General features: G+C 63.5%; 17 protein-coding genes. 9 read left to right on the forward strand and 8 right to left on the reverse strand.

The genetic code is table 11. The features are described 5' to 3' along the window. Positions 1-11: 11 nt before the first annotated feature. Positions 12-1,436 (reverse strand): ABC transporter substrate-binding protein, encoded by a 1,425-nt coding sequence (locus P3G66_RS21015; RefSeq protein ID WP_042453062.1) that lies wholly within the window; start codon positions 1,434-1,436, stop codon positions 12-14. A 284-nt stretch (positions 1,437-1,720) separates the two neighbouring features. Between P3G66_RS21015 and P3G66_RS21020 the strand changes: the two genes are divergently transcribed. From P3G66_RS21020 to P3G66_RS21050, 7 genes are all read left to right on the forward strand, one after another. Further along, entirely contained in the window at positions 1,721-2,920 is a 1,200-nt protein-coding gene (locus P3G66_RS21020; RefSeq protein WP_063314761.1) for an inorganic phosphate transporter, read from the forward strand. Positions 2,921-2,935: 15 nt separating this feature from the next. Beyond that, on the forward strand, positions 2,936-3,199 hold the full coding sequence (locus P3G66_RS21025) for a hypothetical protein (RefSeq protein ID WP_003942079.1): 264 nt from the start codon (positions 2,936-2,938) through the stop codon (positions 3,197-3,199). 54 nt (positions 3,200-3,253) lie between these two features. Further along, on the forward strand, positions 3,254-3,589 hold the full coding sequence (locus tag P3G66_RS21030; RefSeq protein WP_003941853.1) for a DUF3349 domain-containing protein: 336 nt from the start codon (positions 3,254-3,256) through the stop codon (positions 3,587-3,589). A 4-nt stretch (positions 3,590-3,593) separates the two neighbouring features. Next, entirely contained in the window at positions 3,594-3,896 is a 303-nt protein-coding gene (locus P3G66_RS21035) for a DUF3349 domain-containing protein (protein WP_003941976.1), read from the forward strand. Continuing rightward, positions 3,893-5,032, forward strand: coding sequence for an o-succinylbenzoate--CoA ligase (gene menE / locus P3G66_RS21040; protein WP_063315120.1), 1,140 nt, complete (start codon positions 3,893-3,895; stop codon positions 5,030-5,032). Before P3G66_RS21035 ends, menE begins: the two co-directional genes overlap by 4 nt. Positions 5,033-5,120: 88 nt before the next feature. After that, a complete protein-coding gene (locus P3G66_RS21045; RefSeq protein WP_192712110.1) occupies positions 5,121-6,128 on the forward strand; it encodes an ATP-binding cassette domain-containing protein in 1,008 nt (335 codons plus the stop codon). Next, positions 6,125-6,952 (forward strand): ABC transporter permease, encoded by an 828-nt coding sequence (locus P3G66_RS21050; protein WP_003941848.1) that lies wholly within the window; start codon positions 6,125-6,127, stop codon positions 6,950-6,952. The genes P3G66_RS21045 and P3G66_RS21050 overlap by 4 nt, the downstream gene beginning before the upstream one ends. A gap of 21 nt (positions 6,953-6,973) precedes the next feature. Here P3G66_RS21050 and P3G66_RS21055 read toward each other — a convergent pair whose 3' ends face one another. Beyond that, positions 6,974-10,222: a BTAD domain-containing putative transcriptional regulator gene (locus P3G66_RS21055; protein WP_276117072.1), complete on the reverse strand. Its 3,249-nt coding sequence runs from the start codon at positions 10,220-10,222 to the stop codon at positions 6,974-6,976. 49 nt (positions 10,223-10,271) lie between these two features. Between P3G66_RS21055 and P3G66_RS21060 the strand changes: the two genes are divergently transcribed. Further along, complete coding sequence (locus P3G66_RS21060) at positions 10,272-11,141, forward strand: 1,4-dihydroxy-2-naphthoate polyprenyltransferase (RefSeq protein ID WP_007728497.1); 870 nt, start codon at positions 10,272-10,274, stop codon at positions 11,139-11,141. Between the two features lie 12 nt (positions 11,142-11,153). Here the strand turns inward: P3G66_RS21060 and P3G66_RS21065 are convergent, their stop codons facing one another. The 4 genes from P3G66_RS21065 to P3G66_RS21080 are packed head-to-tail and all read right to left on the reverse strand — an operon-like array spanning position 11,154 to position 13,196. Then, entirely contained in the window at positions 11,154-11,534 is a 381-nt protein-coding gene (locus P3G66_RS21065; protein ID WP_003941998.1) for a phage holin family protein, read from the reverse strand. A 49-nt stretch (positions 11,535-11,583) separates the two neighbouring features. Beyond that, positions 11,584-12,147, reverse strand: a complete 564-nt coding sequence (locus P3G66_RS21070; RefSeq protein ID WP_007728500.1) for a Clp protease N-terminal domain-containing protein — start codon at positions 12,145-12,147, stop codon at positions 11,584-11,586. 5 nt (positions 12,148-12,152) lie between these two features. Further along, positions 12,153-12,404: an HTH domain-containing protein gene (locus P3G66_RS21075; RefSeq protein WP_003941869.1), complete on the reverse strand. Its 252-nt coding sequence runs from the start codon at positions 12,402-12,404 to the stop codon at positions 12,153-12,155. Positions 12,405-12,458: 54 nt separating this feature from the next. Further along, positions 12,459-13,196: a 1-acyl-sn-glycerol-3-phosphate acyltransferase gene (locus tag P3G66_RS21080; RefSeq protein ID WP_276117074.1), complete on the reverse strand. Its 738-nt coding sequence runs from the start codon at positions 13,194-13,196 to the stop codon at positions 12,459-12,461. Between the two features lie 122 nt (positions 13,197-13,318). Between P3G66_RS21080 and P3G66_RS21085 the strand changes: the two genes are divergently transcribed. Continuing rightward, on the forward strand, positions 13,319-13,942 hold the full coding sequence (locus P3G66_RS21085; protein ID WP_063314764.1) for a GNAT family N-acetyltransferase: 624 nt from the start codon (positions 13,319-13,321) through the stop codon (positions 13,940-13,942). On the opposite strand, the gene P3G66_RS21090 is transcribed toward P3G66_RS21085, so the two are convergent. Further along, the gene (locus P3G66_RS21090; RefSeq protein ID WP_063314765.1) at positions 13,840-14,943 is read right to left on the reverse strand and encodes a PLP-dependent cysteine synthase family protein; all 1,104 of its coding nucleotides are present in this window, start codon (positions 14,941-14,943) and stop codon (positions 13,840-13,842) included. The genes P3G66_RS21085 and P3G66_RS21090 overlap by 103 nt on opposite strands. Continuing rightward, complete coding sequence (locus tag P3G66_RS21095; RefSeq protein WP_007728513.1) at positions 14,940-15,224, reverse strand: DUF4229 domain-containing protein; 285 nt, start codon at positions 15,222-15,224, stop codon at positions 14,940-14,942. Before P3G66_RS21095 ends, P3G66_RS21090 begins: the two co-directional genes overlap by 4 nt. Between the last annotated feature and the right edge of the window lie 208 nt (positions 15,225-15,432).

Below are 15,432 nucleotides of genomic sequence, written 5' to 3' on the forward strand. Positions count from 1 at the left end.
AGTCGGAAGAATCAGGACTGCGGCTTGATGACGTTGGCGTTCTGGTACTTCGTCGACACGCGGTCAGCGCCGAGTTCGGTTCCCCAGGTGCTCTTGTCGGTCGCGACGAGGTACTTGGGGTCACACTTGAATTCGCCCGCGGTGGACGGGAACGCCTGCGCGTAGGTACTGCCCTTCAGCGAGGTCATGAGTCCGCAGGTGGCCGGCATGTTCTTGCCGGGATCGGTGACGGCATGCAATCCGCCGCCGTCCCACTCGTGAATGTTCGAGAGTTCGTTCACCATGCACTGACGCGTCAGATCGCTACCGCACTCGTCCGCGGCGGCCGCCCACAGCAGGAACGACGACGCCGCCTGCATACCGAGGAGCGCGGTCTTGCCACCCTGCTCGGAGACCAGATCCACGTACTTCTTCACTGCGGGCACCTTGTCCGCGTTCTCGAGCATCTGGAAGGTCATGCCCGCGTTGAGGTTGTCGAGCAGTCCGGTGTCCTTGTTCCAATCGGAGACGGTCGCGCCGTACCAGGTGGCTTCACCGAAGAAGATGGGATCGATCCCGACCTGGTCGAGCGCCTTCACGAAGTTCAGCTCCGACGGGCTTGCCGATCGTGACGTCCAGATCCCCTTCGCGCCGCACTCCTTGTACTTCTCGGCGAACGGCACGTAGCTCGATTCGCCCTCGTAGTTGAGTGTGACGCCGCAATCCTTGAGCTTGAAGCCCGCAGCCTCGGCGATCGAACGAATCTTCGTGGTGGAGCTGATGATCGTGGGCATCGTGCTGTTGACGACGTCGAAGTCGTTCACCAGATCGGGGTGCATCTCGGCCATCTGGAACCACTGCGAACCGTTCGCGTAGTCGACCGGGAACGGGACACCCTGGAATGTCATCGGTCCGTTGGCTGCGTCGGATGACACGGTGAAGCCTGGCACGGACACCAGGTTGCACGCGACACGCGTCTGCTCGGCGGTCTGATCCATCGCGAAGCCGTAGCCGACCATCATGAACTGGCTCGCGCACGCTTCCTGCATGACCGAGTTGGCCTGCGTCATCGCGGCGTCGTAGTCGGTACCGACAACCTTGCGGCCGTTGATGCCGCCCTGATCGTTGCACCAAGAGATGAGCGCGTTCACCGCATCGCTCATTTCCTTGTTCAGCCCAGGAGACTTCACATAACCGCGGTCGTCACCGAACCCGATCTTGATCTCGGTGTCGCTGACGCCTTGATCGGTTGCGCCGGCGGCGTCGCCTTCACCACAGGGCGAATCGAGGGTGCCGAACTTCGCGTCGGATGTGCTCGACGCAAGGTCTGCGCTGACGCCGGGTCCGCCGACAGCGACGGCGTAGGGATCGTCACCACGATTCGATGCGCAGGCTGACGCCAGAACGGCGGTCGCGGCGAGTGCCACGATCAGCTTCGTGGACTTGTTGGGCTTCACGGTCGGAGCTCTCCTTCTCACTGACAGACACCGAGAAACAGGGGTGAAACCCCTGTTCCGGTGCGCTCGGTGCCCGTAGGTAATCAGCGTTTAAAACGGTCCGAATGTGCCTTCCCGGTGAGTGAGACCAAAAAGTGAGGTCCCACACAGGGTTCCGATTTCGTGGCGCTGAACACATCGCGAACGGCAGCGCCGCAGCCCACGCGCGGGGACGTACTCCGCGGAGCCCCTGTTCGCATCCCGTTCGCTGTACTTTTACGCGTTCGATACGCACAATTCACGTTGTGACCGCAGAGCTCGTAATCCTCCTGGTGGTAGTTGTCACCGCCCTCGCGTTCGATTTCACGAATGGTTTTCACGACACCGGTAACGCAATGGCCACCTCCATCGCGACCGGAGCACTCAAGCCCAAAGTTGCGGTCACACTTTCCGCGATCCTGAACCTGGTCGGTGCGTTCCTGTCCGTCGAGGTCGCTGCGACCGTGGCCAAAGGCGTCGTCAACCTCGGCGCGGTCAGTGGGCAGGATCTGCTGCTGATCGTCTTCGCCGGTCTCGTCGGCGGAATCATCTGGAATCTGGCGACCTGGCTGCTCGGATTGCCGTCGAGCTCCTCACACGCACTGTTCGGCGGATTGATCGGCGCCGCAATCGCCTCCATCGGTATGGGCGGCGTCGAGTGGGGTGGAGTTCTGACCAAGGTCGTCGTCCCCGCGATCCTCGCGCCGGTCGTCGCGGCCCTGGTCGCAGGCGTCGGTACCAAGCTCGTGTACCGAATCACCGCATCCGTCAAGGAAGACGAGCGTGAGCGCGGTTTCCGTTTCGGCCAGATCGGCACCGCCTCATTGATCTCACTTGCGCACGGCACCAATGACGCCCAGAAGACTATGGGCGTCATCTTTTTGGCCCTGGTCGCTCACGGCACCATCACCGCCGAGACCGAGATGCCGTTCTGGGTGAAGTTCACCTGTGCCGTCGCGATCGCTCTCGGCACCTACCTGGGCGGTTGGCGCATCATCCGCACCCTGGGCAAGGGCCTTGTCGAGATCGCCGCGCCGCAGGGTCTGGCAGCCGAAGCGTCGTCCGCCGCCATCATTCTCACGTCGAGCCACCTCGGACTCCCCCTCTCGACCACCCACGTCGCCACCGGATCGATCCTCGGTACCGGCATCGGGCGCAAGGGCGCCGAGGTCCGCTGGGGCGTCGCAGGCCGGATGGCCGCCGCCTGGTTGATCACCTTGCCGTCGGCCGCAGTGGTCGGCGCCATCTGCTGGGCACTCGCGCATCTGATCGGCGGCCTGGCCGGCGTGCTCGTCGTCTTCGCTGCCCTCATCGCGTTCGCGATCTTCATGTACCTGCGTTCGCGTAAGGAACCCGTAGACGCCGCCAACGTGACCGCCGAATGGGACGACAATCCGGATGCGACGGCTCGCGAGATTCCGACTGCTGATCCCACTCCGTCCACCGAACCCACTCGCAACTCCTGAAAGGGGCGCAAGAGAATGCATCTACTCACCGATACCCTCGATTCGCTCTGGCAGGTAGTGGCAGTGGGACTGCTCTTCGGAGCCGGACTGCCGGCGATCTTCGCCTTCGGCCTCAAGTCGCTGAGTCTGCCGAACGCCGACGGCACCGAAGGACCGTCCACCCTGGGTAAAATGGGTGCGTACCTCTGTTTTGCGGTCGTGCTCGTCACGATCTTCGCCGGAATACTGTTGTTGATGAAGAACTTCTTGGCCAGCACGTTCGGAATCCACGTCTTCTGAGTGGTCGTCGCGGCACACCACTGAAACCACCGAAACGAAAATGAGGCCGAGGATTTGAGCAAGTATTCATTGCGCAGCGTGCTCGACTGGCTGCGTGCCGGGTATCCCGAGGGCATCCCGGACAAGGATCATTTTGCGCTGCTCGCCGTTCTCCGTCGTCGTCTGACCGACGAGGAGATCGAGCAGGTCGTTTCGATGTCCATCGAGTCGGCACACGAAGTGCCGGACCGCCATGTCGACTACGACACCATCCGCGCCATCATCGAGGGAATCCTCAACGAGGAGCCGTCCGAGGACGACGTCGATCGTGTCACCGAAAGGCTGCGCGCAGGTGGGTGGCCGGTCATCGAAGACGTGGACACCGACAACGAAGTTCGAGACGTGAGCTGACGTCATGGCCCTTCCGCCCTTCCTCACGTCGATAGTCGGCTGGTTGCGGGCCGGCTATCCCAATGGCGTCCCCGAGCAGGACTACATCCCACTTTTCGCGCTCCTCACTCGCAGACTCTCCGAAACCGAGGTCGACGCCGTCGCCGATGCGTTGATCGAGGACGGCGATCTGCCCATCGAGAAGACCGACATCCAGGTCCTCATCACGAAGATCACCAACGAGATGCCACTCGAAACCGACGTCGACCGCGTACGAAGCCATCTGGCTGCCGGTGGTTGGCCGCTGGCCGGGCCGGACGTCCGGTGAACGTTCTTCGCACACTGGCCGTTCCACAGGGTGAGGCGGTCTTCGAGGTACTGCCTGCCATCGCGCAGATCCTGGACGGCGTGCACGACGCCGTGCTTCCCGTCCCGGCGGCCGACGCACGCGAGACGGCCCGACTGAGCGACGCTCTGCACCCCGATCAGCCAATCGACGACGGCATCTCGCTGGTGGTCGCCACGTCGGGGACCACCGGAACCCCGAAGGGCGCGATGCTCACCGCGAGCGCACTGCGAGCCAGCGGCGACGCGACCCACGAACGCCTCGGCGGCACCGGATCCTGGTTACTGGTTCTCCCCCCGCACCACATCGCCGGGATGCAAGTTCTGTTGCGCAGTGTCCTCGCCGGAACACAACCGGTGATCGTCGACGTCAGTGCGGGTTTCGACCCTGCCGCATTGCCGGGCGCTGTCGCCGCGATGAGCGGACCGCGCCGCTACACCTCGTTGGTGCCGACGCAGTTGGTCAAGGCACTCGGTGATCGCGCCGCGGTCGAGGCTCTGGCTTCGCTCGACGCGGTTCTGCTCGGCGGCGCTGCTACTCCCGCACCGGTACTCGCGCAGGCCACCGAAGCGGGCATCACCGTCGTCCGCACCTACGGGATGAGCGAAACGTCCGGCGGTTGCGTCTACGACGGAATCCCGTTGTCCGGAGCGCAGATTCGTATCGACGACGGCCGAGTTCTGCTGGGCGGTCCGATGCTCGCGTCCGGGTACCGCGGGCTTGCCGACCACCCCGCTTTCGCCGAGCCTGGGTGGTTCCGGACCGACGACGCCGGATCAGTGGTCGACGGAGTCCTGCGCATCACCGGCCGGTTGGACGAGGCAATCTCCACCGGCGGGCTGACCGTCGTACCGCAGGTGGTCGAGGCCGCGCTGGCCGATCACCCCGCCGTTCGCGAGTGCGCGGTGATCGGCATCGAGGACCCGCGGCTGGGGCAGCGGGTGGTGGCCGTCGTCGTACCCGAGGGCGAAGCTCCGACGCTCGACGAACTGCGCGCACATGCTCAGCGGACACTCGACGTCACCGCAGCGCCGCGGGAACTCTTCGTCCTGGACGCGCTCCCCCTGCGCGGACCGGGCAAGCTCGACCGCGCCGCCCTGGTGGCTCGGTTCAGCTAGCAGCCGCAGCACCGACCTCGCGCGCTGTGCAAGTAACCGCAAGTTCCACGCAAGGTCCATGCAAGATCGGTCTGCCAAGCTTCATCCCATGAACCACACAGCTTCGCCTCTTGCCATCGAGGCCGACGGACTCGTCAAGAAGTTCGGCGAGCACCGCGCGGTCGACGGCGTCAGCCTCACCGTCCCCACCGGCTCGGTGTTCGGCGTCCTCGGGCCGAACGGCGCCGGCAAGACCACCACCGTCCGCATGCTCGCCACTCTCCTTCGCCCCGACGGCGGTGAGGCGCGCATCTTCGGCCACGACGTCAGCCGTGAACCCACCGCGGTCCGATCCCTGATCGGCGTCACCGGTCAGTACGCCTCCGTCGACGAGGATCTGACGGCGACCGAGAACCTCGTGATCTTCTCGCGGCTGCTCGGCCTGAGCCGCCGCGATGCGCGCACCAAGTCCCTGGAACTCCTCGAGGAGTTCGATCTGGTCGAGGCCGCGACCAAACCGCTGAAGAACTTCTCCGGTGGCATGCGTCGACGCCTGGATCTGGCGGCAAGCCTGATCGCGCGCCCGCCGCTGCTGTTTCTCGACGAGCCCACCACCGGCCTCGATCCGCGCACCCGCGCCCAGATGTGGGTGACCATCCGGCGACTCGTCGCCGAGGGTTCGACGGTGTTGCTCACCACGCAGTACCTCGACGAAGCCGATCAACTGGCCGATCGCATCGCGGTGATCGACCGCGGCCGCGTGATCGCCAACGGCACCGCCGACGAACTCAAGGCTTCGGTCGGGATCTCCTCGCTCCAACTCAAGCTGGTCGATCGTGATCGCACCGAGGAGGCTCGCTCGCTCATCGCCGCTGCGCTGAGCGTCGAGGTGGGTGTCACTCCCGAGGTCGGGCGGATCACCGCCCCGCTGAGCGACCCGTCGATCACGGCGGACCTGTTGATCCGTCTGCGTGAGCAAGGTATCGCCGTCGACGAAATCAACGTACAGAAACCCAGCCTGGACGAAGTGTTCCTGACCATCACCGGGCACCAGCCCGAAGACACTGGTCGCAACGACGCCCAGTCCGACAACGACTCCGATCGGAGCGTCGCATGACAACCACTCTCACCAAACCCCGGTCGCCGATAGCCCAGCCGGATGCCGCACCCCGCCGCATCAGCCTGCAGCAGAGCTTCGCGAACACGTTCACGATGGCGTACCGCGGAATTCTCAAGATCAAGCACAACCCCGAGCAACTGTTCGACGTCGTCATCCAGCCGATCATCTTCACGTTGATGTTCACCTACATCTTCGGCGGCGCGATCGCCGGTGACGTGACGGCATATCTGCCGACGATCATCCCCGGCATCCTCGTCCAGACCGTCATCACCGGTTCCATCGTCACGGGCACTCAGCTTCGTGAGGACATGGACAAGGGCGTGTTCGACCGCTTCAAGTCCCTTCCCATCGCTCGTATCGCCCCGCTGTCCGGTGCATTGCTCGCCGACGTCGTGCGCTACGGCATCGCCACGACCATCACGTTCATCGTCGGTTTCGCGATGGGTTACCGCCCCGCAGGCGGCGTGGTCGGCATTCTGTCTGCCGCGATCCTGGTCATGGTGTGCGCGTTCTCCATCAGCTGGATCTTCGCTCTCATGGGCGTGCTGATGAACAAAGCGTCCACGGTGCAGGGTGTTTCGATGCTCGTGCTGTTCCCGCTGACGTTCCTGTCGAATGCGTTCGTCGATCCTGCCACCATGCCGAGTTGGCTTCAGAAGTTCGTGAACGTCAATCCGGTCTCACACCTGGTGACCGCGGTTCGCGAGCTGGCCAACGACGGCCACTTCGGTATCCACGTCGTGTGGTCGCTGGTGGGCGCCGCGGTGATCGTTGCCGTCATGGCACCTTTGACCGTGCGGATGTACATGCGCAAGACATAAGTCCCGCACCATCGTCCAGACCTAGTCCAGCACCGGTCCGCGAAGCGCAGCCAACACTGCTTCGCGGACCGCTCTGCGTGAGTAACCCGATACCTTCTCGGTTTCCACAGACCACCTGTCGGCTCCGACCAGACCAACCGCGAAGTCGGAGAGGCGCGCGTGATGGAGCGAGACGAAGTCTTGTCTCCCCGGCATTTTCAACGACAAAGCCATCAGTTCGACTCCGCGTTCGATGTTGCCCGTGACAAGATCGAACGACCCGATCGCCGACGCCAACGAACCCGCGAGCGGCAGGTCCGCGTAACCGTTGGGATCGAGCTTGAGAGCACTCGACTCCTTCATCTGCAGAACGCGGCCCGCCACCAGTTCGTGCCGGCCGTGAACTGCGTGAGCGCACACAGCCGCGGCACCGAGCAGAACGACGAAGGGATCACCGAAGATGTTCTCGATCGCAGAACCCAACAGCTCCAGCGCTTCTCGATACCGAGCCAAGCCCTCGTCGATACGGCCGTCCGCGAGATCCGCCTCGGCGATACTCGCTATGAGCGCCGCGCGCCGTTGATCGGTTTCGATGGCCCCGGTCCCACCCGAATGCGCCAATGCCGGACGTGCACGATCGAGAAGCACCCGACCACCAGCGGTGTCACCGGCCGCGATCATTGCTCCGGCTTGAAAGCAGATGAGCTGCATCGCCTCGTCACGCGCACCGAGGCGTTCCATCGACGCCGCCGCGATCGCGTAGAACTCGATGGCCTCGCCATAGCGGGCGGATTGGCTGTGAACCGACCCGACATGTTGGGCCGCCATCGCCAGACCCCACTCGTCACCGATGCTGGTGGCGTAGTCGAACAGAGTCTCCCCGTCCAGCAACGCACCGCGCAGATCTCCGATGTTCTCCCGCATGTTCGAACGCGCGGACAGCGCCGCCATTCGGGTCTCGGGATCGGAACTGCGAACGCCTTCGGCCACCAACCGCGCAAGTTTGTGGTTGGCGATCCCACTCGTGGTCAGCTTGATCAGAAATGCGAACAACGGACCGAGATCATCGCGCTCACGCAACAGCTTTCGAAGTCGGATCCGCGCACGGGCATGGTTTCGATCGGCCTCTCCGAAGAAGAGATGCATCGCCACCAGGATGAACGTAGCGCCCACCAGTTCTGCATTCACGTCGCGCAGATCGTTGTCCGCGGTCGCCCCGACGATCTTCGACGCCCAGTTCGAGATTTCCGAGTTCGATCCTCGTACGGCCCACAGAATCGCAAGGACGGGGAAGACGTTGGCTACGGTCACCGCGTCGCCGCGTTCCACGGCCCAGCGAAGTACAGCCAGAAGGTTGTCGTGCTCGGCGTCGAGGTCGGCAATCAGACGGAGCTGATCCGTCCGTGCACGCACGACGGCATCCTCGGCGATCGCAATCGCCCAGTCGTCGAGGCGCCGAATCACTTCCGGTCCCTCTCCGGACGCGGCGAGTTGCTCCTCGCCGTATTCACGGACAGTCTCGAGCATGTAGTACCGAAGATCTCCCTGCCCGTCGCTGACGGAAAGAAGTGACTGATTCACCAGCGCTTCGACGGCGCTTGCCACATCGGTCAACTCGCCCCACCCGGCAACGGCCTGCGCCGAAGAAAGGGTGAAGCCGGCCGGGAATCGGCACAATCGACGCAGCGCAATCTGATCCCCGCTGCCCAACAGATTCCAGCTCCAGTCGATCACCGCGTGCAGGGTGCGATGCCGATCCGGAGACGTCGGATCATCGGAGCGCAACAACGCGAACCTGTCTCGCAGTCTCGAACCGATCTCGTCGACGCTCATGGTCCGGACCCGAGCGGCAGCGAGCTCGATCGCCAACGGGAGTCCGTCGAGCGTCGTACACAGCTTGACTACCGCGTCGACGTCCAGATGAACGGAGGGCCGCACCGCACGGGCTCTCGCCGAGAAGAGTTCGACTGCCGAGCCGCTTCCGTCGTCGATCGCCAACGGCGGCAACGGGTACACCGCCTCGGCACTGATCATGAGCGGAGAACGACTGGTGGTCAGAACCGTCAGCTGACGACCGGCCGCGATCATCTCGGCCACGATCTCCGAACACGCGCCGATCACGTGCTCACAATTGTCGAGGATGAGCAACATCGGACCGGCGGACAGCGCCTCTTTGAGTCGCTCTCTCGCCGAATGCGTTCGGCCGACGGTCAATTTGCCTGGCGCCAGATCGGATTCGCTGATTCCGAGGGTGCCTCCGATGGCCGCGATGACATCTTCGCTGCTGCGCAACGACGCCAACTCCACGAGGACCACCGAGACGCCCGGCTGGTTCACGGATCCGCGCAGGCCCAATTCGTGTGCAAGACGGGTCTTTCCGGCGCCACCAGGTCCGAGAATGGTGACGACGCGGGAGCGGGCGAGCAAGGATTCGATCTGGTCGATGTCGTTGTCGCGACCGAGCAAGGTGTTGGGGGCAGCGCGCAGACCGATCGCACGGGCGGCCCGCGGTGTAGCCGCAGGTGCCCCGAGAAGTTCCGCGTTGAGAGTCACCAGTGCGGGTGACGGATCAGCGCCCAGGCGATTGGCGAGGTGGTTGCGGAACTCCGCGAACACTTCGAGTGCCTCGTTGACTCGGCCTGCTCCGGCGAGTGCACGCATCAACGCCTCGGCCGCTGTGTCGTCGAATGGGCTCGCCAGATGGCGTCCGCGCACCAGGGGAATGGCTGCCGCGTACTCCCCCAATGTGAGCAACGCGTCGATCTGCGCCGTCTCCAGTTCGTCGTACACCCGGCCTGCGTCGAGCGCCAGACGATCTGCAACGTCGCCGACGACGTCACTCCCGGGGGTACCGCGCCACAGGCGCAATGACGCGGTCGTGACGGCGAGCGCTTCGGACGCGTCGGCGCCGACGGTGCGCATACCACGGGCGGCGTCCGCTGCCCTGGCCAGGTCGACACGCTCCCGAGCGAGAGTGAGCCGGTATCCGGCCGCCGTGACTTCGAGGGCCCCGTCCGGGAGTGCAGATCGCAGGCGCGAGACCTGAGTGTGGAGGGCGTTCATCGGTGAGCGCGGCGGCTCCAGCCCCCAGACGTCGTCGATCAGGCTCTGCGCGGTACGTGGCTCACCCGGATTGCGAGCCAGCGCAACCAGCAGAGTTCGAGCTCGCGGACCCGGCAACGGAACCAGACGATCGCCCACTTTGGTCGAAACGGGTCCGAGCAAGGCAATGTCTGCCAGGTCTTCGCCCGACTGCGCGTACCTGGCGCGCTCACTCACGTCTCGAGTCATGTGCTGATCCACCGCGTTCGATCGTATTGCACAGTGCAAAGATCGTTGTATGGCAACAGCTGCTCAATGGATCGAAGGCGCGAGGCCGCGCACACTCCCGAACGCGATTGCGCCCGTGCTGGTCGGCACCGGAGCCGCGGCGTCCCTGGACCTCGCAGTGTGGTGGAAGGCGCTCCTGGCACTGATCGTCTCCTTGGCCTTGATCGTCGGGGTGAATTTCGCGAACGACTACTCCGACGGAATCCGCGGAACGGACGACGACCGCGTCGGGCCACTGCGCTTGGTCGGATCGAAGTTGGTCAGTCCCGGAGCCGTGAAGGCCGCGGCGATCAGCTGCTTCACCGTTGCCGCGGTAGCCGGGTTCGTTCTGGCAGCGACCACAGCCTGGTGGCTGGTTGCGGTCGGCGTGTTCTGCATCATCGGTGCCTGGTTCTACACCGGCGGCAAGAAGCCGTACGGATACAGCGGGTTCGGCGAGATCGCCGTGTTCATCTTCTTCGGACTGATTGCAGTGCTGGGAACTCAGTTCGTACAGGCCGAACGGGTGGATCTGGCCGGGCTGGCCGGCGCGATCGCCATCGGTTCGTTCTCGAGTGCGGTGCTCGTTGCCAACAATCTTCGAGACATCCCGACCGACACCGAGTCCGGAAAGATCACTCTCGCAGTCCGGCTCGGCGACGCCAGGACACGCACACTGCACGTGATCCTGCTGGCCGTCCCGTTCGTCGCGACCCTGCTGCTGATCCTGCGCACTCCGTGGGCATTGCTCGGATTGCTGGCGTTGCCACTGGCAATCCGAGCCAACGCCCCACTGCGTTCGGGCGGGCAGGGTATGGCCCTGATCCCCGCGTTGCGCGACACCGGACTCGCCATGCTCGTCTGGGGTGCCGCGACCGCAGTTGCGCTCAGTCTCGCCTGAAAGTCGACGGAGTCAACGGTTGTCCGGGACGAACGCGCTGAGCAGGAAGTTCACGATCGAGATGATCAACGCGCCCCAGACTGCCGTCCAGAAGCCGTCGACCGTCAAGCCGTAGGACGTTCCGGACGAGATCCACGCCGTCAGCATCAGCATGAGGGCGTTGATCACGAGCGTGAACAATCCGAGAGTCAGGATGAGCAGCGGTAGCGAGAGAAGCTGCACTACCGGCTTGATGAACGCGTTGACCACCGTGAAGATCAAAGCGATCACCGCGATCACGAGAACCGTGCCCCAGGTGCCGTTGTCGTGGTTGGCGATCGTGATGCCGGTGACCCACGCCGACGCCAGCCAGATGGCTATGCCGTTGATGATGAGACGTGCCAGAAATGTCATGTCTGAATGCTGGCACATCCCGCCCCGTGCATGCGGAGCCGTACCGAATCTAGGCGGCGCGATTCATCTTCGCTTCCAAGCGCTCACGGATCACCGACATCGTGACCTGCGTTTCGAGGGCCTGACGGGTAGGCCCGTCGGCGACACGCAGGATGCCGAGCAGGATGTGTTCGGCGCCGATGCGATTGTCCTTGTGCGCGAGCGCTTCACGGAGCGAGAGTTCCAACACCTTCTTGGAGTCCTTCTCGAATCGTGAACGAGGGAACCTGAATCGGCTCTTGCGAGAAGTGTCGACGCCGTCCGGCACAGGAGTCTCGTCCAGCACACCTTCGCCGAAGGACTGCTCGAGACTCTCCCGAACCGCATCGAGATCGATGCCGATCGACTTGAGTATCTCGGCGTCGTCGAAATTGTTGGAGCTACCTTCGTTCGATCCGGCGCCGGCGTGGCGGATCACGTCGAGCGTGACACCAGACTCGGTGAGCACCTCGGTGGCGATGCCCCGATCAGAGGTGAGCAGCGCGGTCAGAAGTTCCATCGGCGTGACAGGACCGGAGCCGGCGACAGCATCGACAACGACGCCTCGAGCCTGTGCTGAGAACCTTTCGAACATGGCAATTACCTGCCCTTCTCGCGCAGTGAACGCAGCATCGATTCCGACTGCGCGGACGCGTATTTCTTGTGGACGGCTTGACGGCTGACCTCGAGAGCTTCCGCGATCGCCTGCCAGGACCATCCGTGACGGCGCGCATTGGCGACCTGAATGGCCTCGAGTTTTTCGAGTAGACGACGCAGCGCTCGAACAGCACGCAATCCCTCGGTGGGATCCGGGCTACCGGCGGCAGCAGCGAGAGAGGTTGCTTCGGTCATGATGTCAATTTAGGTTGACAACCGGAATCTGTCAACCAAAATTGACAGGCGCGCCTAGTATCCGGCGACGGCCCCGTTCACTGCCACCTGCAAATCGGCCTGCACAGTTCGGGCGATATCCATCGGCTTGTCCGGAAGTTCGGTCACCGGCATTCCGACAAAGACACTCGCAGCCTTGACGTCGCCGGCCACCGGACCGTAATTGATGCCGATCGACACCAGAGCCGGTGAGCATCCCAACTTCTCGGCGCGCGCGACGATGTGGCCGATTCCGCTGTTGACGTGCTGCAGCCGCGTCGGATCTTCGGTGTTGCACGTCCCTTCCGGGAAAATCGCCAGACAGTCCCCGTTGCCCAGCCGCTCGGCCGCGACGTCCATCATCACTCGGCCGGCATCCGAAACAGCCCGGAGGCCGTAGTTCTTGCTGCGAAAAACCGGGATGCTGCCCATCATGTCGACCTTCTTGCGCTGTGAAGGATCAACGAAGAGTTCGTCTTTGGCGAGGACCCGGGTTCGTCCGATCACTCGACGCAACGGAGTACGCCACGCGGTCGCGGCGAGCGTGAACTGGTCGCTCTCGGTCAGATGATTGACTGCCACGACCAACTGCGTCTTACGTTCCAGCAGAGTCTTCAGCGCAGCTTCCGCACCCGGCGCGTACCTCACTCGCGGGCGGTACTTCAGCGCCAATGCGGCATAAGCGAGCTTCGCCACGAATCGGTTCTGCTGATGAATGCGGTAGTACTCGTACACAGCCTCGTAATTGTCGAGTGAAACTTCAGGATTGCCCATGATCCGCCCTCGCTGGAGAAGTGCCCCTTGACCAAACGATACACAACCTACGGTTGCGTAGGTTTGCGTTACAGAAGGCGTAGCGCTGGGAGAAACTCCACTCTCGAGGTAAAACGGTTTCTGTGATCCGCTCGGCCATATCCACCGACCTACCCGCACTGCAACAGATCGAGATCGCCGCGGGCGAACCGTTCCGAGACATCGGGATGGACGCCATCGCAGACGATCCACCGCCGACGCTCGACGAGTTGAATGATTTTCTCGCAGCCGAGCACATCTGGGTTCAGACCGACGCGAACGACGTACCCGTTGCGTACGCGCTCGTCGAGATCGTGGACGGCGGTGCGCATATCGAACAGGTCTCCGTTCACCCCGATCATGCCCGCAAAGGCCTCGGAGCTCAGCTGATCGACGCCGTCACCGAATGGGCGGCGGACCATCACCACGATCTCGTGACTCTGACGACGTTCGTCGACGTTCCGTGGAACGCGCCGTACTACGAGCGACTCGGGTTCGTGCGTCTGGCCGAGAACACGCTCTCTCCCGGCCTGATACGCATCAGAACGGACGAGCAGTCGTCCGGGCTGGACGCCTGGCCGCGGGTGACGATGAGCCGCCCGTCACACGGTCCGGCGCCGGCGATTCAGGAACTGGCCGTCCACGCACCCGAACGGACGAACTCGTCCAGCACTGCCGTCGGACCGAGCAGGTCGATCCCTTCCGACGCCACCCATTCGTCGTTGTAGTACGTCCCCGAGTAACGCTCTCCGCCGTCGCACAGGAGGGTGACGACGCTGCCGCTGCGCCCGGCCGCCATCATTTCGGCAATCAACGCAAAAGCTCCCCACAGGTTCGTCCCCGTCGAGCCGCCCACTTTGCGCCCCAGGGCCGCGCTGGCGTGCCGTGCGGCCGCGATCGAGCCTGCGTCCGGCACCTTGATCATTCGGTCGACCACCTGACCGACAAACGACGGTTCGACGCGCGGACGGCCGATGCCCTCGATCCGGGAACCTCGAGTACCGACGATCGACGGATCGCTCGCTCGCCACGCGTCGAAAAACACGGAGTGCTCCGGGTCCACCACGCACAGCCCCGTGTCGAATTTCCGGTAACGAAGAAAGCGGCCGATCGTGGCACCGGTTCCGCCCGTCCCGGCTCCGACGACCACCCAGTCGGGAATCGGATGTTCCTCGTGTTCGAGCTGAGTGAAGATCGATTCGGCGATGTTGTTGTTTCCGCGCCAATCCGTCGCGCGCTCGGCGTGGGTGAACTGGTCCATGTAGTGACCGTTCAACTCACTCGCGAGCCGATGCGATTCCGAGTAGATCGACGACGGATCGCTCACGAAATGACAACGTCCCCCCTGCGCCTCGATCAACGCGATCTTGGCGGGACTCGTGCTCGCGGGCATCACCGCGACAAAATCCAGGCCCAGCAACTTCGCGAAATACGCCTCGCTGACAGCCGTCGATCCGGACGACGCTTCGATGACAGTGGTCTCTTCGGTAACCCAGCCGTTGCAGATCGCGTAGAGGAAAAGCGACCGTGCGAGTCGATGCTTGAGACTCCCCGTGATGTGGGTCGACTCGTCCTTCAGATAAAGCTGGACGGTCCAGTTACTCGGCAGCGGATAGCGCAGCAGGTGAGTGTCCGCGCTGCGTTGCGCGTCGGCTTCGATCAACCGCACCGCGTTGTCGACCCACTGGCGTGAGGTCCGACGGTCGACGTCGAGCGACCCCGTGGTCACCGCCCGTCTCCGCGCAGCTTGGAGCGAAGATCGTCACGATCGGACCGACGCTGGGCGTCGACCGCCGCAATGCCCGCATTAACACGCTTGCGCAGTTTCGCGAAGAGCAGCAACGACAGCGGCAGCGCGATCAGAACTGCGAACAGCGCCGCGACGATCAAGGGAACGTCCGTGCCGGCGAGCTTTCCGCCACCGATGATGACGGCACCGATCACGACGACAAGCAGCAGCCGAGCGACCGAGTACAGCACCACGTCGCGGGCTAGTTGACCCTTGGTCACCGGCCCGGAAGCCGACTTTGCTTGCCCAGAGTTTGCGGAAGGTTTACTGGCCTTGACCGGCTCAGAAGGAACATTTTCGGGGTTTTCAGACAACTGACTCACCCTCTCAGGTTACCCATTCCGAATACGGGTGGGACCGAGCCCGCTATATCCATTTTGTCCTTTACTTAAACATTACATTTTCTTGAAAGATCGACTACCCGGCTAT

The organism is Rhodococcus sp. C3V, assembly GCF_029269915.1.
GTDB classification, from domain to species: Bacteria; Actinomycetota; Actinomycetes; order Mycobacteriales; family Mycobacteriaceae; genus Rhodococcus_F; species Rhodococcus_F qingshengii.

Excerpts from the sequence above, each read along its gene's own strand:
- P3G66_RS21055 (WP_276117072.1), bottom strand. The coding sequence starts at position 10,222 with ATGACTCGAGACGTGAGTGAGCGCGCCAGGTACGCGCAGTCGGGCGAA.
- P3G66_RS21075 (WP_003941869.1), bottom strand. The coding sequence starts at position 12,404 with ATGACCGAAGCAACCTCTCTCGCTGCTGCCGCCGGTAGCCCGGATCCC.
- P3G66_RS21045 (WP_192712110.1), top strand. The coding sequence starts at position 5,121 with ATGAACCACACAGCTTCGCCTCTTGCCATCGAGGCCGACGGACTCGTC.
- P3G66_RS21065 (WP_003941998.1), bottom strand. The coding sequence starts at position 11,534 with ATGACATTTCTGGCACGTCTCATCATCAACGGCATAGCCATCTGGCTG.
- P3G66_RS21060 (WP_007728497.1), top strand. The coding sequence starts at position 10,272 with ATGGCAACAGCTGCTCAATGGATCGAAGGCGCGAGGCCGCGCACACTC.
- P3G66_RS21050 (WP_003941848.1), top strand. The coding sequence starts at position 6,125 with ATGACAACCACTCTCACCAAACCCCGGTCGCCGATAGCCCAGCCGGAT.
- P3G66_RS21080 (WP_276117074.1), bottom strand. The coding sequence starts at position 13,196 with ATGGGCAATCCTGAAGTTTCACTCGACAATTACGAGGCTGTGTACGAG.
- P3G66_RS21070 (WP_007728500.1), bottom strand. The coding sequence starts at position 12,147 with ATGTTCGAAAGGTTCTCAGCACAGGCTCGAGGCGTCGTTGTCGATGCT.
- P3G66_RS21025 (WP_003942079.1), top strand. The coding sequence starts at position 2,936 with ATGCATCTACTCACCGATACCCTCGATTCGCTCTGGCAGGTAGTGGCA.
- P3G66_RS21035 (WP_003941976.1), top strand. The coding sequence starts at position 3,594 with ATGGCCCTTCCGCCCTTCCTCACGTCGATAGTCGGCTGGTTGCGGGCC.